Origin of the sequence: Cellulomonas sp. S1-8, from assembly GCF_026184235.1 — a bacterium.
In the GTDB taxonomy this organism is placed as follows: Bacteria; Actinomycetota; Actinomycetes; order Actinomycetales; family Cellulomonadaceae; genus Cellulomonas.
In genome coordinates, this window is record NZ_CP110806.1 from 1923518 (window position 1) to 1945297 (window position 21780).

The 21780-nt window shown below is 74.3% G+C and carries 19 protein-coding genes; 18 read left to right on the forward strand and 1 reads right to left on the reverse strand.

Translation table 11 applies throughout. The features are described 5' to 3' along the window. Nucleotides 1-13 precede the first annotated feature (13 nt). The 16 genes from OKX07_RS08570 (at nt 14) to dnaE (ending at nt 20606) form a co-directional block, all read left to right on the forward strand. On the forward strand, nt 14-1585 hold the full coding sequence (locus OKX07_RS08570) for a UDP-N-acetylmuramoyl-L-alanyl-D-glutamate--2,6-diaminopimelate ligase (protein WP_265631404.1): 1572 nt from the start codon (nt 14-16) through the stop codon (nt 1583-1585). Further along, on the forward strand, nt 1582-3012 hold the full coding sequence (locus tag OKX07_RS08575) for a UDP-N-acetylmuramoyl-tripeptide--D-alanyl-D-alanine ligase (protein WP_265631405.1): 1431 nt from the start codon (nt 1582-1584) through the stop codon (nt 3010-3012). The genes OKX07_RS08570 and OKX07_RS08575 overlap by 4 nt, the downstream gene beginning before the upstream one ends. Next, entirely contained in the window at nt 3009-4091 is a 1083-nt protein-coding gene (mraY, locus tag OKX07_RS08580; protein ID WP_265631406.1) for a phospho-N-acetylmuramoyl-pentapeptide-transferase, read from the forward strand. Before OKX07_RS08575 ends, mraY begins: the two co-directional genes overlap by 4 nt. Beyond that, complete coding sequence (gene murD, locus OKX07_RS08585) at nt 4092-5567, forward strand: UDP-N-acetylmuramoyl-L-alanine--D-glutamate ligase (protein WP_265631407.1); 1476 nt, start codon at nt 4092-4094, stop codon at nt 5565-5567. Beyond that, the gene (gene ftsW, locus OKX07_RS08590) at nt 5564-6832 is read left to right on the forward strand and encodes a putative lipid II flippase FtsW (protein WP_416220849.1); all 1269 of its coding nucleotides are present in this window, start codon (nt 5564-5566) and stop codon (nt 6830-6832) included. Before murD ends, ftsW begins: the two co-directional genes overlap by 4 nt. Further along, nucleotides 6825-9512 carry a UDP-N-acetylmuramate--L-alanine ligase gene (gene murC / locus OKX07_RS20405; RefSeq protein ID WP_322746837.1) on the forward strand — a complete coding sequence of 896 codons (2688 nt, stop codon included), beginning with the start codon at nt 6825-6827 and terminating at the stop codon, nt 9510-9512. Before ftsW ends, murC begins: the two co-directional genes overlap by 8 nt. Nucleotides 9513-9739: 227 nt before the next feature. Then, nucleotides 9740-10576 carry a cell division protein FtsQ/DivIB gene (locus tag OKX07_RS08605; RefSeq protein ID WP_265631408.1) on the forward strand — a complete coding sequence of 279 codons (837 nt, stop codon included), beginning with the start codon at nt 9740-9742 and terminating at the stop codon, nt 10574-10576. A 232-nt stretch (nt 10577-10808) separates the two neighbouring features. Next, nucleotides 10809-12089, forward strand: a complete 1281-nt coding sequence (gene ftsZ, locus OKX07_RS08610) for a cell division protein FtsZ (protein WP_265631409.1) — start codon at nt 10809-10811, stop codon at nt 12087-12089. A gap of 7 nt (nt 12090-12096) precedes the next feature. Continuing rightward, complete coding sequence (gene pgeF / locus OKX07_RS08615) at nt 12097-12885, forward strand: peptidoglycan editing factor PgeF (RefSeq protein WP_265631410.1); 789 nt, start codon at nt 12097-12099, stop codon at nt 12883-12885. 172 nt (nt 12886-13057) lie between these two features. Beyond that, entirely contained in the window at nt 13058-13540 is a 483-nt protein-coding gene (locus OKX07_RS08620; RefSeq protein WP_265631862.1) for a cell division protein SepF, read from the forward strand. Nucleotides 13541-13543: 3 nt separating this feature from the next. Beyond that, nucleotides 13544-13831, forward strand: a complete 288-nt coding sequence (locus OKX07_RS08625) for a YggT family protein (RefSeq protein ID WP_265631411.1) — start codon at nt 13544-13546, stop codon at nt 13829-13831. A gap of 166 nt (nt 13832-13997) precedes the next feature. Continuing rightward, entirely contained in the window at nt 13998-14684 is a 687-nt protein-coding gene (locus OKX07_RS08630; protein WP_265631413.1) for a DivIVA domain-containing protein, read from the forward strand. 239 nt (nt 14685-14923) lie between these two features. Next, on the forward strand, nt 14924-15376 hold the full coding sequence (locus OKX07_RS08635) for a TraR/DksA family transcriptional regulator (protein ID WP_416220850.1): 453 nt from the start codon (nt 14924-14926) through the stop codon (nt 15374-15376). A gap of 20 nt (nt 15377-15396) precedes the next feature. Next, on the forward strand, nt 15397-16080 hold the full coding sequence (gene lspA / locus OKX07_RS08640; RefSeq protein WP_265631414.1) for a signal peptidase II: 684 nt from the start codon (nt 15397-15399) through the stop codon (nt 16078-16080). After that, nucleotides 16077-17012: an RluA family pseudouridine synthase gene (locus OKX07_RS08645; protein ID WP_265631415.1), complete on the forward strand. Its 936-nt coding sequence runs from the start codon at nt 16077-16079 to the stop codon at nt 17010-17012. The genes lspA and OKX07_RS08645 overlap by 4 nt, the downstream gene beginning before the upstream one ends. A 30-nt stretch (nt 17013-17042) precedes the next feature. Beyond that, the gene (gene dnaE / locus OKX07_RS08650) at nt 17043-20606 is read left to right on the forward strand and encodes a DNA polymerase III subunit alpha (protein ID WP_265631417.1); all 3564 of its coding nucleotides are present in this window, start codon (nt 17043-17045) and stop codon (nt 20604-20606) included. 8 nt (nt 20607-20614) lie between these two features. Here dnaE and OKX07_RS08655 read toward each other — a convergent pair whose 3' ends face one another. Next, entirely contained in the window at nt 20615-20827 is a 213-nt protein-coding gene (locus OKX07_RS08655) for an RNA-binding S4 domain-containing protein (RefSeq protein WP_265631418.1), read from the reverse strand. A gap of 57 nt (nt 20828-20884) precedes the next feature. Between OKX07_RS08655 and OKX07_RS08660 the strand changes: the two genes are divergently transcribed. Next, on the forward strand, nt 20885-21277 hold the full coding sequence (locus OKX07_RS08660) for a metalloregulator ArsR/SmtB family transcription factor (RefSeq protein WP_322746838.1): 393 nt from the start codon (nt 20885-20887) through the stop codon (nt 21275-21277). Continuing rightward, a complete protein-coding gene (locus OKX07_RS08665; RefSeq protein WP_265631419.1) occupies nt 21274-21780 on the forward strand; it encodes an SRPBCC family protein in 507 nt (168 codons plus the stop codon). The genes OKX07_RS08660 and OKX07_RS08665 overlap by 4 nt, the downstream gene beginning before the upstream one ends.

The window sequence follows — 21780 nt, forward strand, 5'->3', positions numbered from 1 at the left end:
TAGATTCCTCCCCATGACGTCCCCCCTGGGCCGGCTCCGCCCCGAGCACCCGCCGGTCCGCAGGGTCGACGACCTCGTCGCGGCCTTCGGCCTGCGCGACGCGCGGACCGCGACCGCCGGACGGACCTTCACCGGCGTGACCATGTCGAGCGCGGACGTCGAGCCCGGGGACCTGTTCGTCGCCGTTCCCGGCCTGCGCGTCCACGGTGCGCGCTTCGCCGCCGACGCGCTGGCGCGCGGTGCGGTCGCGGTGCTCACGGACGCGGACGGTGCCGCGCTGGTCCCGGCCGACGACGACGCCGTGCCCGTGCTCCTCGCGGACGACCCGCGGGCCCTGGCAGGACCGGTCGCGTCGTGGGCGTTGGACGACCCCGCCTCGCGCCTCGTGACCGTCGGTGTGACGGGGACCAACGGCAAGACCACCACGACGTACTTCGTCGACGCGGCGCTGCGGGCGCACCACGCGCGCACGGCCGTGCTCGGCACCGTCGAGCTGCGGATCGGGGACGACGCCGTCGAGAGCCCGCGGACCACGGTCGAGGCGCCGGTGCTGCAGGCGCTGCTCGCGCTCGCGCACGAGCGGGGCGCGGGTGCGCTGACGACCGAGGTGTCGTCGCACGCGCTCGCGCTGGGCCGCGTCCGCGGGGTGCGCTTCGACGTCGTCGGGTTCACCAACCTGCAGCGCGACCACCTCGACTTCCACGGCGACATGGAGGGCTACTTCCGTGACAAGTCGCGGCTGTTCGCCGCCGACCAGGCGCGCCGCGGCGTCGTCGTCGTCGACGACGACTGGGGCCGACGCCTCGCCGCGGAGTCGCCGATCCCGGTCGAGACGGTGAGCACGCACGTGGGCGCACCGCACGCCGCGGACGCGGACTGGGCGGTCGTCGAGGCGGACATCGGCCTCGACGGCGTCGGGTCGCGGTTCGTGCTGCGCGGGCCCGGCGACGTCCGGCTCGAGGCGCACAGCCCGCTGCCCGGGCTCGTCAACGTGTCCAACGCGGCGCTGGCGATCGTGCTGGCGCACGCGGCGGGCGTGCCGCTGGACGCCGCCGTCGACGCGGTCGCGCTGGCAAACGCCATCCCCGGACGCATGGAGCGCGTCGTCGAGCGCGGGGACGGCTGGCCGCTGTGCCTCGTCGACTACGCGCACACGCCGGACGCCCTGGTCCTCGCGCTGGAGGCCGTCCGGCCGATCACGCCGGGCCGCCTCGTGCTCGTCTACGGCTCCGACGGCGACCGCGACCGCGGCAAGCGTCCGATCATGGGCGAGATCGGTGCCCGCCTCGCCGACGTGCTCGTCGTCACCGACGAGAACCCGCGCTCGGAGGACCCGGCCGCCGTCCGCGCGGCCATCCTCGCGGGGGTGCGCGACGTGCGCCCGGACCTCACCGACGTGCACGAGGCGACCAGCCGCCCGCAGGCCATCCGCGACGCGCTGCGCCTGGCCGGGCCGGACGACACCGTGATCGTCACGGGCAAGGGCCACGAACCGACCCAGGAGATCGCCGGGGTCTTCCACCGCTACAACGACCGTGACGTGTTCCTGGCCGCGCACGCCGAGATCCGGGAGCAGCTCGCGTGATCGCCCTCACCACCGCCGAGGTCGCGGCCGCGACCGGCGGGACGCTCAGCTCGGTCGCACCCGGGCACGTCGTGACCGGGCCGGTCGTCACGGACTCCCGTGAGGTGCTGCCGGGGGGCGTGTTCGTCGCGCTGCCCGGGGAGCACGTCGACGGGCACGACTTCGCCGCGGGGGCGGTCGCCTCCGGCGCGGGGCTCGTGCTCGCGGCGCGTCCCCTGGACGGGCTCCCGTGCGTCGTGGTGCCCGACGTCGAGCGCGCCCTGGGTGACCTGGCCCGTGTCGTGCTGCAGCGGCTGCGCGACGTCGCGTCGGTCCCGGGTGGCAGCGGCCTGCAGGTGATCGGCGTCACCGGCTCGGTGGGCAAGACGACCACCAAGGACGTCCTCGCGCAGGTGTGCGGCGCCGCCGGGCCGACGATCGCGCCCGTGCGGTCCTTCAACAACGAGATCGGGCTGCCGCTGACGGTGCTGCGCGCCGACGAGCACACCCGCTTCCTCGTCCTGGAGATGGGCGCCAGCGGCCCCGGGCACCTGACGTACCTCACCGGCATCGCGCCGCCGGACGTCGCGGTCGTGCTGGTCGTCGGGCAGGCGCACCTCGGCGGGTTCGGCGGTGGCGTCGACGCCGTGGCGCGCGCCAAGGCCGAGATCGTCGCCGGCCTCGTGCCCGGCGGCACGGCCGTGCTCAACGGGGACGACCCGCGCGTGCGTGCGATGGCGGCCGACGCGCCCGGACCCGTCGTGCTGTTCGGTGCCGCGCCCGACGCGCAGGTCCGCGTCGAGGACGTCCGGCTCGACGGGCACGGCCGGGCGCGCTTCCGGCTCGTGCGCGTCGTCGACGGGGAGCGCGACGGGCGCGACGTCGAGCTCCGGCTCGTCGGCGAGCACCACGTGCACAACGCGCTCGCCGCGGCAGCCGCGGCGCTCGCGGTGGGCCTCGACCTGGACGAGATCGCCGCGGGGCTGTCGGCCGCCGACGCGCTGTCCCCGCACCGCATGCACGTCGTCGAGCGGGCGGACGGCGTCACCGTCGTGGACGACTCCTACAACGCGAACCCGGACTCGATGCGGGCGGCGCTGAAGGCGCTGGCCGTGATCGCCGGTCGGCAACGCCGGTCGGTCGCCGTGCTGGGCGAGATGCTCGAGCTCGGTGACGAGTCGCGCACCGCGCACGACGCGATCGGACGCCTGGTCGTGCGCCTCAACATCGACCTGACGGTCGTCGTGGGCTCCGGTGCGCGCGCGATCCGCGACGGCGCCAACCACGAGGGCTCCTGGGGCGACGAGGTCGTGCTCGTCGACGACGTGGACACCGCGGCAGCGTTCCTCGCGGACGAGCTGCGTGCCGGGGACGTCGTGCTCGTGAAGTCGTCGTTCGGCGCCGGACTGTGGCAGCTGGGGGACCGGCTCGTGGCGGCCGACGCATGAGGGCGGTCCTCATCTCGGGCGGCATCGCGATGCTCGTCGCGCTGCTCGGCACGCCGCTGTTCATCCGCTTCCTCGTCCGTCGGCAGTACGGCCAGTTCATCCGGCAGGACGGGCCCACCGCGCACTTCACCAAGCGCGGCACGCCCACGATGGGCGGCGTCGTCATCATCGGGGCGACCCTCATCGGGTGGGTGTTCGGCCTGCTCCTGACGGGCACGCGGCCGAGCGCGTCGGCGCTGCTCGCGCTGTTCCTCATGACCGGGCTGGGGGTCGTCGGGTTCCTCGACGACTTCATCAAGATCTCGCGGCAGCGTTCCCTCGGCCTGAGCCCGCTGTGGAAGATCGTGGGCCAGGGCGTGGTCGGTGTCGGGTTCTCGGTGCTCGCGCTGCAGTTCCCCAACGAGCAGTTCCGGACGCCGGCCTCGACGCGCATCTCGTTCATCCGCGACACGAACCTCGACCTGGCGTTCGCGGGCGTGACCGTGGGGCTCGTGCTGTTCGTCGTGTGGGCGAACTTCCTCATCACGGCATGGTCGAACGCGGTCAACCTGACCGACGGCCTCGACGGGCTCGCGACGGGCGTGTCGCTCATCGTGTTCGGCGCGTACGTCCTGGTCGGCGTCTGGCAGTTCAACCAGACGTGCCAGTCGATCCTGTCCGCCGGGCCCCGCTGCTACGAGACCCGCGACCCCCTCGACCTCGCGGTCGTCGCGGCCGCGATCACCGGTGCGCTGTTCGGGTTCCTGTGGTGGAACGCGAGCCCCGCCAAGATCTTCATGGGGGACACCGGGTCGCTCGCGCTCGGCGGCGCCCTCGCGGCGCTGACGATCCTCACGCGCACCGAGATCCTCGGCGCCATCATCGGCGGCCTGTTCGTCGTCATCGTGCTGTCGGACGTCATCCAGATCGGCTTCTTCAAGATGACCGGCAAACGCGTCTTCAAGATGGCGCCGCTGCACCACCACTTCGAGCTGTCGGGGTGGGGCGAGGTCACCATCGTCATCCGGTTCTGGATCATCGCCGGCCTCTTCGTGGCGCTCGGGGTCGGGATCTTCTACGCGGAGTGGGTGGCGCAGTAGGTGGACGCACGGTTCGACGGTCGCACGGTCCTGGTGACCGGGCTGGGGGTCTCGGGGCGCGCCGCCGCGCAGGTGCTCGCCGACCGCGGCGCCCGGGTCGTGACGTTCGACGACCGGGCGCCCGACGCGGACGTGTCCGACGCCGCGACCCTGGTCGGCGACGGCCTGGCCGGTGCCGACCTCGTGGTCACGTCACCGGGGCTGCCCCCGGCGCACCCGGTCCTCGTCGCCGCCCGCGAGCGGGACGTCCCGGTGTGGAGCGAGGTCGAGCTCGCCTGGCAGGTCCGCGTCCCGCGGCTCGGCGGTGACGGCACGCCCGCGCCCTGGCTCGCGGTGACCGGCACCAACGGCAAGACGACGACGGTCGGCATGCTCGAGTCGGTCCTGCGCGCCGCGGGTCGGCACACGCTCGCGGTCGGCAACGTCGGGACCCCGGTGGTGCTCGCCGCGGTCGACTCGACGCTCGACGTGCTCGCGGTCGAGCTGTCGAGCTTCCAGCTGCACCACACGCACTCGATGTCCGCCCAGGCCGCGGCCGTCCTCAACGTCGCACCCGACCACCTGGACTGGCACGGGTCCCTGGAGGCGTACGCGGCCGCCAAGGGCCGCATCTACGCGCGGGCGCAGGTCGCGTGCGTGTACGACGCGACGGACCCGGTGACCGAGGACCTGGTGCGCGAGGCCGACGTGGTCGACGGCTGCGTCGCCGTCGGGGTGACCCTGGGCACGCCGGGCGTCGGCCAGGTCGGTCTGGTCGAGGACGTGCTCGTCGACCGCGGCTTCGCCCGCCTGCGGCACTCCCACGCCGCCGAGCTGGGCACGCTCGCGGACCTGGCGCAGCTCGCCGGGCCGGGCGGCGTCGTGCCGCCGCACGTCGTGCGCGACGCCCTGGCGGCCGCGGCGCTGGCGCTCGCGCACGGCGTCGACCCTGCGCACGTGCGCGACGGGCTGCGGGCGTTCACGCCCGGCGCCCACCGCATCGTCACGGTCGGCACCGTCGACGGCGTCGCGTACGTCGACGACTCCAAGGCGACCAACGCCCACGCCGCCGCGGCCTCGCTGGCCGCGTTCGCCCCCGGCTCGGTCGTGTGGGTCGCCGGCGGGCTCGCCAAGGGCGCGCAGTTCGACGACCTCGTCCGCACGCGACGCGACCGGTTGCGGGGGGTGGTGCTCATCGGCGTGGACCGCGCGCCGCTGCGGGACGCCCTCGCCCGACACGCACCGGATGTCCCGGTGATCGAGGTGGGCGCCGGTGAGACTGAGCCGGTGATGACGCGCGCCCTGGATCGCGCGCGCCGGCTCGCCGCCGGCGCGCCGGACGGCGAGCCCACGACCGTCCTGCTCGCCCCGGCGTGCGCGTCGATGGACCAGTTCACGTCCTACGCGGCCCGCGGTGACGCCTTCGCGGCGGCCGTGCACGCCCTGGGCGGTGCCGCCGACGCCGGGCAGGAGCGGCGCGCGGACGGTCGCTCGTGAGCGCCGGCTCCCCGGTGCGACCGCGGACCGCGCCGACGCGCGCGGTGACGCCCGCCGGCGGCACTCCCGGTGTGCGCGAGCCCGCGTTCCTCGGCACCTGGAACTCCACCGTCACGAGCTACTACGTGCTGCTCGGGGCGACGCTGCTGCTCGTCGCGATCGGCCTGGTCATGGTCCTGTCGAGCTCGAGCGTCGAGTCCCTGGCGGCCGGTGACTCGCCGTACGCGGTGTTCCTCAACCAGGCGCGCTACGCGCTCATCGGGGTCCCCGTGCTCGTCGTGATGTCGCGGCTGCCGGTCCGCGTCCTGCGGGCCGCCGCCTGGCCGCTGCTCGGCGGTGCGATCGCGTTCCAACTGCTGGTCTTCACGCCGCTGGGCTGCGGCGCGGGCGGCAACCGCAACTGGGTCTGCCTGCCGGGCGTCACCGCGCAGCCGTCCGAGGCGGTCAAGCTCGCGCTCGCGGTCTGGCTGGGTGCTGTCCTCGCGCGCAAGCTGCCGCTGATCCACGAGTGGAAGCACGCGCTCGTCCCCGCCGCGCCGATCGCGCTCGTCGCGATCGGCGTCGTCCTCGCGGGTCACGACCTGGGCACAGCGATGGTGCTGGTCCTGCTCGTCGCCGGCGCGATGTTCGTCGCCGGCGTGCCGTTGCGGATCTTCGCGGTCGCGGGCGTGTTCGCCGCCGCAGGCATCGCCGCGCTCGCGATCGGCAGCCGCAACCGCGTCGCCCGCATCACGTCCTGGTTGTCGGCCGACTGCGACGTGACGAACGAGTGCTACCAGACGCTGCACGCCGGCTGGGGACTGGCGACCGGCGGGGTGAGCGGCGTCGGCCTGGGCCAGAGCGCCGAGAAGTGGTCCTACCTGCCGGCGGCGCACAACGACTTCATCTACGCGATCCTGGGGGAGGAGCTCGGCCTCGTGGGCACCCTGCTCGTGCTCGGCCTGTTCGCGCTCCTCGCGTTCGCGATGGTGCGCATCATGCGCCGGCACACCGACCCGTTCGTCCGGATCACCACGGCCGCGATCTTCGCGTGGGTGATCGGCCAGGCGATCGTCAACATCGGCGTGGTGATCGGGCTCCTGCCGGTCATCGGCGTACCGCTGCCGCTGGTCTCGGCCGGCGGGTCCGCGCTCATCATGACGATGGCGGCGCTGGGCCTGCTGCTGTCCTTCGCGCGGACCGAGCCGGGTGCGACCGAGGCGCTCGCCGCCCGTGCCTCCGTGGTGCGCCGGTCGCTCGCCGTGATCGGGCGGACCCGTGGCTGACGCGACCTCGGTGCTCCTGGCCGGCGGCGGCACGGCCGGGCACGTCAACCCGCTGCTCGCGGTCGCCGACGAGCTGCGCCGACGCCACCCCCACGGCCGGTTCGCGGTGCTCGGCACGGCCGAGGGCCTGGAGGCGCGGCTCGTGCCGGAGCACGGCTACGACCTGGCCGTCGTGCCGCGGGTGCCCCTGCCGCGCCGCCCCACCCTCGACTGGCTGCGCCTGCCGGGCCGGCTGCGCGCGGCGGTCCGCGCCGCGGGCGACGCCATCGACGCGATCGACGCCCAGGTCGTCGTCGGCTTCGGTGGCTACGTCGCGACGCCCGCGTACCTCGCCGCCCGGCGACGGGGCGTGCCCGTCGTCGTGCACGAGCAGAACGCCCGCGCCGGCCTGGCCAACCGGCTCGGCGCGCGGTGGGCTGCCGCCGTCGCGGTGACGTTCGAGGGCACCGCGCTGCCGGGCGCGCAGGTCACGGGTCTGCCGCTGCGGACGGCCGTGGCGGACCTGCTGACCGCGCGTGCCGCCGACCCGGCCGCCACGCGCCGCGCCGGGGCGCAGGCGCTCGGCCTCGACCCCGCGCTGCCGACCCTGCTCGTCACCGGCGGCTCGCTCGGCGCCGCCAGCGTGAACCGTGCGGTCGTGGGTGCCGCAGCCGCGCTGCTGGCGACGGGCGCCCAGGTGCTGCACCTGACCGGCCGCGGCAAGGCCGACGACGTGCACGCCGCGCTCGTCGGGGTGCCGGGCGCGGACCGCTACCACGTCGTGGAGTACCTCACGGCGATGGACCGCGCGCTCGCCGTCGCCGACGTGGTCGTCGGTCGCGCCGGTGCCGGCACGGTGTGCGAGCTCGCCGCGCTGGGCATCCCCGCCGTCTACGTCCCGCTGCCGATCGGCAACGGGGAGCAGCGCCTCAACGCGGCGGGCGTCGTGGCCGCGGGCGGTGGCGTCCTCGTCGAGGACCGCGACCTCACGTCCGGCTGGGTGGCGGCGCACGTGCCCGTGCTGCTCGGCACGGGCGACGCGGCCCTGGTCCGTGCCCGCATGGGCGAGGCTGCCGCCCGCGTCGGGGTGCGCGACGCCGCGGCCCGCGTCGCGCAGCTCGTCGAGGCGCAGCTCCCGGCGCACGTGCAGGCGGTCTCCCCGCCGCACACCCCGTCACCGCCGCACACCCCGTCCCCGTCGCACGCGCCGGCCGTCGCCGACCCCGGCGAGCGGGGCCCGGTGGCGCTCGCCGACCTCGGTCGGGTCCACCTGGTCGGCGTCGGCGGCGCCGGGATGTCCGCGATCGCCCCTCTGCTCGCCGCGCGAGGGCTGCGCGTCAGCGGGTCCGACGCCCAGGACGGCGCGGCGCTCGCGGTGCTGCGGTCGGCGGGCGTCGAGGTGCACGTGGGGCACGACGCCGCGCACGTCGAGGACGTCGACTCGCTCGTGGTGTCGTCCGCCGTCCGGGCCTCGAACCCCGAGGTCCACCGTGCGCGCGAGCGCGGGATCCCGGTGCTGCACCGCTCGGAGGCGCTCGCGGCGCTGATGGCGGACCGCGACGCGGTCGCCGTCGCGGGCGCGCACGGCAAGACGACGACCTCCGGGATGATCGCGGCTGCCCTGGTGCACGCGGGCACGGACCCGTCGTTCGCGATCGGTGGCGTGGTCCGCGCGACGGCCGGGACCCTGGGCGGCGCGCGGCACGGGGACGGACCGTTCGTCGCCGAGGCCGACGAGTCCGACGGGTCGTTCCTCGCCTACGCGCCGCTGGTCGCGGTCGTGACGAACGTCGAGCCCGACCACCTGGACCACTACGGCACGCGCGAGCGCTTCGAGGCCGCGTTCGAGCGGTTCGCCGACCGCGTCCGCGACGGCGGGCTGCTGGTCGCGTGCGCCGACGACCCCGGCGCGGTGCGGCTCGTCGCCGCGGTGCGCGAGCAGCTCGCGGAGCGGGGCGTCGCCGTCCGCACGTACGGGACGGGTCCGGACGCCGACGTGCGCGTCGGGGAGAGCGCCCGCGCGCCCGACGGCCGGTGGCAGGTGGTCCTGACGCCGTCGGACGAGCCGCCGGTCACGCTGCGCCTGCAGCTCGCGGGCGCCCACAACGCGCTGGACGCCGCGGCCGCGTGGTGCGCGCTGCGCCGGCTCGGCGTGCCGTCGGACCGGGCAGCAGCAGGGCTCGACGACTTCGTCGGGACGGGCAGGCGGTTCGAGGAGCGCGGCACGGCGGGCGGGGTGCGCGTCGTGGACGACTACGCGCACCACCCGACCGAGGTCGCCGCGCTGCTGCGTGCCGCGCGGCAGGTCGCGGGGGACGGCCGCGTCCTGGCCCTCTTCCAGCCGCACCTGTTCTCCCGGACGCGGACGTTCGCTGCCGAGTTCGGCGAGGCGTTCGACCTGGCGGACGCGGTCGTCGTCATGGACGTGTACGCGGCGCGCGAGGACCCGGACCCGACGGTCACGGGCGCGCTGGTCGTCGACCGGGTGCCCACGCCGGGCAAGGCGGTCCACGTCGCCGACCGCGAGGACGCGGCGCGGGCCGTCGCCGCCCTCGCCCGGCCGGGCGACCTCCTGCTGACCGTGGGTGCCGGCGACGTGACCGAGCTCGCGGGCGTGGTCCTGGCCGAGCTCGCGGCCCGCGCCGTCTCGTCGGCCCGGCAGGCGCCGACGACGCGCGACCCGGGCGGTGCGCTGCCGTGAGCCCGCAGCGTCCGCCGGCCCCGCGCCCGGGACGCCCGTCGGCCGCACGCCCCGCCGCGCCGCGCCGCGCGGCACGGCCGCCCGCGGCGCCGCCCGTCGCACCGCCGCCCGTCGCACCACCCAGCGCTCCCACGCCGGCCGCCCCGCGCCCCGCCGCGCGCCCCGCACGGGGCGCCGGGCCGGACGGTGCCCCGCTGCGACCCGTGCGATCGCCCCGGACAGGGCCGGTGCCCCAGGTCGACGGTCGGGCGGCCGCGACGTCGCGCAACGTCACGACGTACACGGTCGGCCGGTTCAGCGGCCCCGTGCGCCCCGCCGTGGTCTCGACCACGTCCCGCGACCGGTTCGCCGAGCGTGCTCGTGCCCGTCGCAACCTGGCGCGCCGTCAGGTGCTCGCCGTCGCCGGGGGGCTGCTGGGCACCGGCCTGCTGGGCTGGCTCCTGCTCGTCTCGCCGGTGCTCGCGCTGGATCCTGCGGAGGTCGAGGTGTCGGGCGCGGGCACCGTGGTCGCGGTCGACCAGGTGCTGGCGGTCGTCGCGGAGCGCGCCGGGACGCCGCTGCCGCGCCTCGACACGGTGACGCTGCGGGACCGGGTCCTGCAGGTGCCCGGCGTCCGCGAGGCGCGCGTGGTGCGCGAGTGGCCCCACGGCCTGGCCGTCCAGCTCGTGTCGCGCGAACCTGTGGCCGCGGTCCCGGAGGACGCGCCGGCCACCGGGCTCGTGCTGCTCGACGAGCAGGGCGTGCAGGTGGGTCGCGCCGAGACGGCACCCGAGGGGCTGCCGGTCGTGGACGTCCCGGTGGGGGACCAGCGCACGCTGTCGGCGGTCCTGCGGGTGCTCGAGCAGCTGCCGGCCGACCTGCTGGCGCAGGTGGAGTCGGTGTCGGCCGCCACGCAGGACACCGTCGCGATGCAGCTGCGCGGCGGCGGGCCACGTATCGAGTGGGGGAGCGCGGACGAGACCCCGCTGAAGATCGCGGTGCTCGCGGCGCTGCGGGCGGCGCCGTCCGCCGGTGGCGCGAGCGTCTTCGACGTCTCCGCGCCGCGCATGCCCATCACGCGATGAGCGCGTCCGGGGCGTGCGCGTCAGATCTCCACATGGTGAACCCGCCGACACGCGCACGGAGGTCGTTGATACCGCGGGGGTCGGCACCTACCGTCACGACACGACAGGACATCTGACATAACTCTCACCTTCAACCTGAAGGTGAAGGTTGACAGCACGACCCGCGTCCCGCGAGTCGGGACGAGCACCAGCGGCCCGGCACGCCGCGACCCGCGAACGAGAGGTACCCACCGTGGCAGCTCCGCAGAACTACCTGGCGGTCATCAAGGTCGTCGGCATCGGCGGGGGTGGCGTCAACGCCGTGAACCGCATGATCGAGGTCGGCCTCAAGGGTGTCGAGTTCATCGCCGTCAACACCGACGCCCAGGCGCTGCTGATGTCCGACGCCGACGTCAAGCTCGACGTCGGGCGTGAGCTCACGCGCGGTCTCGGCGCCGGCGCCGACCCCGAGGTCGGCAAGAGGGCGGCCGAGGACCACTCCGAGGAGATCGAGGACGTCCTGCGTGGCGCCGACATGGTCTTCGTCACGGCGGGCGAGGGCGGTGGCACCGGCACCGGCGGCGCACCCGTGGTCGCGCGCATCGCACGGGCGCTCGGCGCACTGACGATCGGTGTCGTCACGCGCCCGTTCACCTTCGAGGGGCGTCGCCGCTCGGTCCAGGCAGACGCCGGCATCGAGGCCCTGCGGGCCGAGGTGGACACGCTCATCGTGATCCCGAACGACCGGCTGCTGTCGATCTCCGACCGCTCGGTGTCCGTGCTCGACGCGTTCCACTCGGCGGACCAGGTGCTGCTGTCCGGCGTCCAGGGCATCACCGACCTCATCACCACCCCGGGCCTCATCAACCTCGACTTCGCCGACGTGAAGTCCGTCATGCAGGGTGCGGGGTCCGCACTCATGGGCATCGGCTTCGCCCGGGGCGAGGACCGCGCCGTGCAGGCCGCCGAGATGGCGATCTCCTCGCCCCTGCTCGAGGCCAGCATCGACGGGGCGCACGGCGTGCTGCTGTCGATCCAGGGCGGGTCCGACCTCGGCCTGTTCGAGATCAACGAGGCGGCACGCCTGGTGCAGGAGGCCGCGCACGCCGAGGCGAACATCATCTTCGGTGCCGTCATCGACGACGCCCTCGGCGACGAGGTGCGCGTCACGGTCATCGCCGCGGGTTTCGACAACGGCGGCCCGGTCGTCCGGCACGACGCGCGTGCGCTCGGTCAGGTCAGCGGTGCGACCGCCCGGCAGGTGCCGGCCGTCGCCCCCGTGACGAGCCTGCCGGGTGCGTCCGCGGCCCCGACGCTGCGGCCCGTGCACGTGCCGGACGAGGACCTCGTCCCCGTCGGCACGCTGCGCAGCACCGGCAGGCCCGGCGACCCGCGCCCCGACATGCCGGCGTTCCTGTCGTCGCACGGCGAGCCCGCCCCTGTCACGGGGTCGCTCGAGGTGCCCCGGGTGCTGTCCGAGGAGCCCGCACGGCGCGAGCGCGACGAGCTCGACGTGCCCGACTTCCTCAAGTAGTCGGGCGATGCCCGGGCACCCCGCGCCGGAGCACGACGTCGAGCTCGACGTCGTGCCGCTCGGCGCCGGGGTGCTCGGGGGGTTCACGTCCCGCCGTGGCGGCCGCAGCGCCCCGCCCTGGGAAGGCCTGAACCTCGGTGACGCGGTCGGCGACGACCCCGGCGTGGTCACCGCCCACCGGGGTGCGCTCGAGCGCCGGGTGGGGGTACCGGTGGTCTTCGCGACCCAGGTGCACGGCGCCGACGTCGTCGTGGTGCGACCCGGTCGCGGCACGGGCGGGTCGCGCGCCGACGGCCTCGTGACGACGTCGGCCGACGTCGCGCTCGGCGTGTACGTCGCGGACTGCGCCCCCGTGCTCCTCGCCGACCCGCGCGCACGGGTCGTCGCGGCCGCCCACGCCGGGCGGCCCGGTCTCGTCGCCGGGGTCCTGCAGGCGACCGTCGGGGCGATGGTCCGCGCCGGCGCGGACCCGGCACGCATCGTCGCCGCAGTCGGCCCCTGCATCGCCGGCGCGTCCTACGAGGTACCCGCCGCGATGCGCGACGACGTCGCCGCGGTCGTGCCGGAGGCCGCGGCCCGCACCGCCGCCGGCACGCCGGCGGTCGATCTCACGGCGGGCGTGCGTGCCGTGCTGCTGCGCTGCGGGGTCGGCACGGTGCACGTCGACGGCCGTGACACCTACGCCGACCCGCAGCTGTACTCCCACCGCCGCGCCGTGCACGAGGGCGCGGCGGCCACCGGGCGGTTCGCGGGCGTGGTGCGGCTGCTCGGCACCGACGGTCCCCTGGCCGGGTGACGTCGACGAGCCCGTCGCGACACGCCCGCGTGTCGGCGGGGCCGTCGCGCCCGCCCGTTGCTAGCGTCACCTGCGCAGGGACGTCCGACACCGGACCGGGCCGGTCCACGGCCAGGCCCCGGTCGTGCGGGGCGCAGGAGTCGGGGAGGCCCGGCGGATGGGAGACGACGCGATGGCCGGAGCGCTGCGCAAGACGATGCTGTACCTCGGCCTGGCCGACGACCGGTCCGACCACGAGGACTACCTCGAGGAGTACGAGGAGGCGGAGGCCGCCGTGCCCGAGGACACCTACGAGGCGCAGGTGATGCCGCTGCACCGCTCGCCGCGCGTGCAGGCCGCACCCGCCCCGCGCGACGGGGGTGACCTTCGTCGCATCACGACGATCCACCCGCGGTCGTACAACGACGCGCGCAAGATCGGCGAGGCGTTCCGCGAGGGCACGCCCGTCATCATGAACCTCACCGACATGGACGACGCGGACGCCAAGCGTCTCGTCGACTTCTCCGCCGGCCTGATCTTCGGCCTGCACGGCGCGATCGAGCGCGTGACGAGCAAGGTCTTCCTGCTCTCACCCGCGCACGTCGAGCTCGCGGGTGACACGACCGCTCCGGCGCCGGAGCCCTCGACACGCTCCGGCTTCTACAACCAGAGTTGACGCGTGCGCCTCATCGCCAGCCTGCTCTACCTGGTCGTCCTCGTCTTCTTCCTGCTGCTGCTCGTGCGCCTCGTGCTGGACTGGGTCCAGTTCTTCGCGCGGGAGTGGCGGCCCTCGGGCATCGCGCTCGTGGTGGCCGAGGTGACGTACTCGGTGACCGACCCGCCGCTGCGGCTCCTGCGCCGTTTCCTGCCGCCGATCGGCATCGGCTCGGTGCGTCTGGACCTCGCGTTCCTGGTCCTGGCGCTGGGCTGCTCGCTGCTGCTCCAGGTCCTCGGACGGGTCTCGTGAGCGCCCCGGCACGCCGTGCCGCGGGCCCCGGAACCCGGGGAACGGCTCACGGCACGGGAGTGTCGCGAGGCGTGCCCCGCCCGGATTCTCCGCTACCGTGGCCCGAGGCGGTCGGTGGACTGACTGCCGCCGGCCAGAGCCAGTACGACCGACAGAGGTGACGACGATGGCACTGCTCACCGCAGACGACGTCCTGAACAAGAAGTTCCAGGCGACGAAGTTCAGGGAGGGCTACGACCAGGACGAGGTCGACGACTTCCTGGACGAGGTCGTCAACACCCTGCGCGACGTCCAGGGCGAGAACGACGACCTCAAGACGAAGCTGGCCGCCGCCGAGCGCCGCATCGCCGAGCTGAGCCGCGCCGGTGCGCAGCAGGCCGCGCCCGCGCCGAAGCCCGAGCCCACGCCGGAGCCGACGCCGCCGCCCGCACCCGTCCAGGCAGCACCGGTGCCCGCGCTCGCGCAGCCGCCGGTCGCGTCCTCGTCGGCCCAGGTCCGGGGCAACGAGCCCGAGTCGGCCACCGGCATGCTCGCCCTGGCGCAGAAGCTGCACGACGACTACGTGCGCAGCGGCCAGGAGGAGTCCGACCGCCTCATCAACGAGGCGAAGACCCGGGCGAACCGCATCGTGCGCGAGGCGGAGGAGACGTCGCAGCGCACGCTCGGCCAGCTCGAGCAGGAGCGTTCGCTCCTCGAGCGCAAGATCGACGAGCTGCGCGTGTTCGAGCGGGACTACCGCACGCGCCTCAAGAGCTACCTCGAGAACCTCCTCGGCGACCTGGAAAACCGGGGCAACGCGCTGCCGCCGCGGTCCGGCCAGGGACAGCCGGTGCCGGAGAGCCAGAGCATCTGACCGTCGTCCGCCGCCGGGGGCCTGTGCCTGCCCCCGGCGGCGTCGTCGTGCCACGGACAGGCATGCGCGCCCCCCTGGCCGGCCCTGTCGGCCGCGGGGCCGGGCGAGCTGCTCGTCGGGGCGCCGGTGCTGGTCGCCGCGGCGTGTCGCCGCCGACGCGTGCCCGTCTCGTGGTGTTGTGCGCGGACGCAGACGCGCATACAGTCGCGGGACTCGAGACGGGGGGAACGTCCGTGACCATGAACGACGCACTGAGCACACTGACGATGGGGTCCGACGAGGGACGGGACGCACTGGTGGCACTGCTGCCGGTACGGGACGGCGAGGATCCGTGGACCCGGGCCGAGATCGACGAGGTGGCCCACGACCTGACGGCCGAGCGCATCCGGCTCACCGAGGAGCTCGTCGCAGCCGATGCCGAGCTGTCCGACCTGCTCCGCAACTCCGGCGACGGCGCCGGTGACGACCAGGCCGACTCCGGCTCGTCCGCGCTGGAGCGCGAGCACGAGCTCACGCTCGTCAACAACACGCGCGACCTGCTCGAGCAGACGTCCCACGCGCTCGACCGCCTGGCGGCCGGCACGTTCGGCGTGTGCGAGTCGTGCGGGCAGGGCATCGGCAAGGCGCGCCTGCAGGCGTTCCCGCGCGCGATGCTGTGCGTGACCTGCAAGCAGCGCGAGGAGCGCCGCTGAGCCGCCCGTAGACTCCAGCGGTGCCCACGACCGACGACGAGACCGCCCTGCCCGACGAGCGATCCCGACCTGCTGCGATCCCCGGCGACGCCGCGAGCGTCGCCGGGGTCGCGGCGGTGGACCCGGCCCGGCGGCGTCGGCTCCTGCGGGCGCTGATCGCGCTCACCCTCGTCGTCCTGGTCGTCGACCAGCTCACCAAGGCCTGGGCCGTCGCGACGCTCGAGCCCGGGGACCGCACGCCGTTGCTGGGTGACCTGTTCGGCCTGCAGCTGGTCCGCAACCCCGGTGCCGCGCTCTCGATCGCGACCGGCATGACGTGGGTCCTGACCATCGTCGCCACGGTCGTCGTCGTCGTCATCGTGCGGGTCTCGCGACGCATCGGGTCGCGCGGGTGGGCGGTCGCGCTCGGGCTGCTGCTCGGGGGTGCGCTCGGTAACCTCGTCGACCGGATGGTCCGCGAGCCCGGTCCGCTGGAGGGCCACGTCATCGACTTCCTCGCCTACGGACGACTGTTCGTCGGCAACGTCGCCGACATCGCGATCGTCGTGGCCGCGGTGCTGATCGTGGGGCTGACGGCGCGGGGCGTGCACGTCGACGGCACCCGGGACCCGGCCCACGACCAGGCGCCCGACGCCGGGCCCGACGACCCCCGCGCGGACGACACGTCCCCGCCCGCCGCGGACGTCCGGGACGGTGCCGCGTGAGCGGCACCCGTGCCCTGCCCGTGCCGGAGGGGCTGGCGGGGGAGCGGGTCGACGCCGCGCTCGCACGGCTGCTCGGGCTGTCGCGCACGCGCGCGGCGGAGCTGACGGCCGAGGGCGCCGTCCGGGTCGACGGGCGACCGGTGGGCAAGTCCGACCGGCTCGTCGCCGGCACCTACCTCGAGGTCGACCTCGCGCCGGCGGCGGCGGAGGTGCCCGTCGTGGTACCCGAGCCGGTCCCGGGCATGCGGATCGTCCACGACGACGACGACCTCGTGGTCGTCGACAAGCCGGTCGGGGTGGCGGCCCACCCGTCGCCGGGGTGGTCCGGGCCCACCGTGGTCGGTGCGCTCGCCGCGACCGGCTACCGCATCTCGACGTCGGGGTCGGCGGAACGGCAGGGGATCGTGCACCGGCTCGACGCCGGCACGTCGGGCCTCATGGTCGTCGCCAAGAGCGAGCACGCCTACACGGTCCTCAAGCGCGCGTTCAAGGAGCGCACGGTCGAGAAGGTCTACCACGCGCTCGCGCAGGGGCACCCGTCGCCGACCACGGGCACCATCGACGCGCCGATCGGCCGCCACCCGTCGTCGGACTGGAAGTTCGCGGTCGTCGCGGACGGCAAGCCGTCGATCACGCACTACGAGGTCCTCGAGATGCTGCCGGGTGCCTCGCTCGTCGAGATCCACCTGGAGACGGGCCGGACGCACCAGATCCGCGTGCACTTCGCGGCGCTGCGGCACAGCCTCGTCGGCGACCTCACCTACGGGGCCGACCCGGCGCTCGCGACGCGCCTCGGCGTGTCGCGGCAGTGGCTGCACGCGATGCGGCTCGGATTCGAGCACCCCGGCACCGGGCAGTGGTTCCAGGCGACCAGCGAGTACCCCGACGACCTCGTCGCGGGACTCGAGACGCTCCGGGGCGCGTACTCCTGAGCGTCGGTGGGGCGACGTAGGATCGCCCGCATGGCTGCTGGAGGATCCCCGGACCCGTCCTTCGTCCACCTCCACGTGCACAGCGAGTACTCGATGCTCGACGGCGCGGCGCGCATCGGCGAGATGCTCGACGAGGCCGCACGTCTGGGTCAGACGGCGATGGCGATCACCGACCACGGGTACCTGTTCGGTGCCTACGAGTTCTGGCAGAAGGCGACCGACCGCGGCATCAAGCCGATCATCGGGGTCGAGGCGTACGTCACCCCCGGCACGAGCCGGTTCGACCAGAACCGTGTGCGCTGGGGCGAGGCGCACCAGGCCGCGGACGACGTCTCGGCCCGCGGCGCCTACACGCACCTGACGCTGCTGAGCCGCACCACCGAGGGCATGCACAACCTGTTCCGGATGGGGTCGCTGGCCTCGGTCGAGGGGCAGATGGGCAAGTGGCCGCGCATGGACCGCGAGCTGCTCACGCGGTACGCGGACGGCCTGATCGCCTCGACCGGGTGCCCGTCGGGCGAGGTGCAGACCCGCCTGCGGCTGGGGCACTACGACGAGGCCGTGCGGGCGGCGGGCGAGCTGCAGGACATCTTCGGCAAGGAGTACTTCTACGTCGAGCTGATGGACCACGGGCTCGACATCGAGCGTCGTGTCCTCAAGGACCTGCTGCGCGTCGCCGAGGCCATCGACGCACCGCTCATCGCGACGAACGACCTGCACTACACGCGCGAGGAGGACGCGCACGCGCACGAGGTCCTGCTCGCGGTGCAGTCCGGGTCGACGCTCGACGAGCCCACGAGCGACAACGGCGGTTCGCGGTTCGCGTTCGGCGGCACGGGCTACTACGTGCAGTCCGCCGCCGAGATGCGTCGCACGTGGGCGGAGCTGCCCGAGGCGTGCGACAACACGCTCCTGGTCGCCGAGCAGTGCGAGGTGAAGTTCAACACCGGCGCCAACTACATGCCGCGCTTTCCCGTGCCCGCGGGCGAGAACGAGGACTCCTGGTTCGTCAAGGAGGTCCAGAACGGCCTGCTGCGGCGGTACCACGGCGCGATCCCGGACGCCGTGCGCGCGCAGGCCGACTACGAGACGGGGGTCATCACGCAGCTGGGGTTCTCCGGCTACTTCCTCGTCGTCGCCGACTTCATCAACTGGGCCAAGAAGCAGGGCATCCGCGTCGGGCCGGGCCGCGGGTCGGCGGCCGGGTCGATGGCGTCGTACGCGATGGGCATCACCGAGCTCGACCCGCTCGAGCACGGCCTGATCTTCGAGCGGTTCCTCAACCCCGAGCGCGTGTCCTGGCCCGACGTCGACGTCGACTTCGACGAGCGGCGGCGCGGCGAGGTCATCCGGTACGTCACCGACAAGTACGGCGACGACCGGGTCTGCCAGATCGTCACCTACGGCACCATCAAGGCCAAGCAGGCGCTGAAGGACGCGTCGCGCGTGCTCGGCTTCCCCTTCGCGATGGGGGAGAAGCTGACCAAGGCGATGCCGCCGGCGGTCATGGGCAAGGACATCCCGCTGTCGGGGATGTACGACCCCGAGCACCCGCGGTACGCGGAGGCGGACGAGTTCCGGCAGGTCGTCGCGGCGGACCCGGAGGCGCAGCGCGTCCTGGAGACCGCGCGCGGCCTGGAGAACCTCAAGCGGCAGTGGGGCGTGCACGCGGCCGGCGTCATCATGTCCAGCGAGCCGCTGCTCGACATCATCCCGATCATGAAGCGCCCACAGGACGGCGCGATCATCACGCAGTTCGACCAGCCCGCGTCCGAGGCCCTCGGCCTGATCAAGATGGACTTCCTGGGCCTGCGCAACCTCACGATCCTCGACGACGCGCTCGAGAACATCGTGATGAACGGCAAGCCGGCGATCCTCATCGAGGAGGTCCCGCTCGACGACCCGCCGACGTACGAGCTGTTGGGACGCGGCGACACGCTCGGGGTGTTCCAGCTCGACGGCGGGCCGATGCGCTCGCTGCTGCGCCAGATGCGCCCCGACAACTTCGAGGACATCTCGGCCGTCATCGCGCTGTACCGCCCGGGGCCGATGGGCATGAGCTCGCACGTGAACTACGCGCTGCGCAAGAACGGGCTGCAGGCGGTCGAGCCGATCCACCCCGAGCTCGTCGAGCCGCTCGAGGACGTCGTCGGCGTGACGCACGGCCTGATCGTGTACCAGGAGCAGGTGCAGAAGGCCGCGCAGGTGCTGGCCGGGTACTCGCTCGGACAGGCCGACCTGCTGCGCCGCGCGATGGGCAAGAAGAAGCAGGAGGTGCTCGACAAGGAGTTCGTGCCCTTCCAGGCGGGCATGCGGGAGCGCGGCTACTCGGACGCCGCCATCAAGGCCGTCTGGGACGTGCTGGTCCCGTTCGCGGGGTACGCGTTCAACAAGGCGCACTCGGCCGCGTACGGCGTCGTGTCCTACTGGACGGGCTACCTCAAGGCGAACTACCCGACCGAGTACATGGCGGCGCTCCTCACGAGCGTGCGCGACGACAAGGACAAGTCGGCGCTGTACCTGGGCGAGTGCCGGCACATGGGCATCACGGTGCTGCCGCCGGACGTCAACTCGTCGTCGGCGAACTTCACGGCCGTCGGCTCCGACATCCGGTTCGGGCTCACGGCCGTGCGCAACGTGGGCGCCAACGTCGTGGACGCGATCGTGGCGTCCCGGGAGGAGAAGGGCGCGTTCACGTCGTTCACCGACTTCCTCGACAAGGTGCCCGCGGTGGTCTGCAACAAGCGGACCATCGAGTCCCTCGTCAAGGCGGGGGCGTTCGACTCCCTGGGCCACCCGCGGCGGGCGCTGCTGCTCGTGCACGAGCAGGCGGTCGACGCGGTCATCGACGTCAAGCGCAAGGAGGCCACGGGCCAGTTCGACCTGTTCGCGGACCTGGCGGGCGACGACGAGACGGGCACGGGCATCGCGGTGTCGATCCCCGACCTGCCCGACTGGGACAAGAAGCAGCGGCTCGCGTTCGAGCGCGAGATGCTCGGCCTGTACGTCTCCGACCACCCGCTGTCGGGGCTCGAGCACGTCCTGTCGGCGCAGGCGGACGTCTCGATCGCGACGCTGCTGGCCGACGAGGCGCGCCCCGACGGGTCGACGGTCGTCGTCGCGGGCCTCGTGACGAGCCTGCAGCGCAAGATGTCGAAGCAGGGCAACCCGTGGGCAGCGGTGACGCTGGAGGACATGGCGGGCTCGGTCGAGATCATGTTCTTCGGCGAGACGTACCTCGCCTACTCGACGGTCCTGGCGGAGGACGCGGTGCTCGTCGTGCGCGGGCGGGTGCGGCAGCGCGACGACACCCTGCAGCTGCAGGCCATGGAGGTGTCGATCCCCGACACGTCGCAGGCCGCGGACTCGCCGGTGGTGGTCTCGCTCGCCGAGGGCCGCTGCACGCCGCCCGTCGTGGAGCGGCTGCGGGAGGTGCTCTCGACGCACCCGGGGGTGACCGAGGTGCACCTGCGGCTGACGAGCCCGGGCCGGGCGATCCTCATGCGGCTCGACGACGGCCTGCGGGTCGAGCGCTCGCCGTCGCTCTTCGGGGACCTCAAGGCCCTGCTCGGGCCGAGCTGCCTGGCGTCCTGAGGCGGGCGTCAGGCCTGGACGGTCGCCTGCCTGACGCCGCTCGGGAGGTCGACCTCGACGACGTCGCCGGGGCGTAGCTGCCGGCCGCGGCGGGACTCGGGCTCGCCGTTCACGGTGACCGCGCCGTCGTCGAGCAGCGCGCGGGCCTGGCCGCCGGTCTCAGCGATGCCGCCGAGCTTGAGGAACTGGCCGAGGCGGATGGGCTCGTCGTCGTGGGGCACGGCACCAGTGTGGCAGGAGCCCGCTAACCGTTGCGTTATATAACGCAACCTGGAAAGATGGGCGCCGTGCACCCGATGGACTCCCTGGGCGACCCCGTCCGCCGCCGCCTCGTCGAGCTCATCGGCGCCGGCGAACGGCCCGCGGGCGAGCTCGCCGCCGCTGCCGGCGCCGAGTTCGGCATCAGCCAGCCGGCCGTCTCGCGGCACCTGCGCGTGCTGCGCGAAGCGGGAGTGGTCGTCGCCCGGCCGCTCGGGACGGTCCGGCTGTACGCCCTGCGGACCGAGGCGCTGGACGAGGTGGGGCAGTGGGCCGCGTCCGTCGTGCGCGCGTGGTCGCCGCGCCTCGACGCGCTCGGCACGGAGGTCGCACGTGGACGTCGCACGGTCAGGACGCACGGTGGGCACGACACCCCGACCGGGGCCCCCGCACGGCACGAGGAGGACGCATGAGCACCCGCACCCCGCAGGACGGCACCGTCGCGATCGGCGACGACGGCGCCCGGGTCACCTTCCGCCGCGCGTTCCCGACGAGCCCGGAGGACCTCTGGCAGGCCCTCACCACACCGGACCGCGCGCGCCGCTGGATCGGCGCGCTGCACGGCGACCTGCGCCCGGCCGGCACCTACGAGCTGCGCATGGGGGACGACGACCCCGACGCCGCTGACGTCGCGCGGGGCGAGATCCTCGCCTGCGAGCCGCCGGAGGCCCTCGAGCTCACCTGGCGGTTCCCCGGGGAGCCGGTCTCGCGCGTGCGGGTGACCGTCACGCCGGAGGCCGGCGGTGCTGTGCTGGTGCTCGCGCACACCGCGCTCGACGCGTCCGCCGCCCGCGGGTACGGCGGCGGCTGGCACGTGATCCTCGACCAGCTCGACGACCACTGCGCCGGACGGCCGGTCCGCCCCTGGGACGAGCTGTTCCCGGACCGCGCGGCCCGCTACGACGACGCCGGCTGA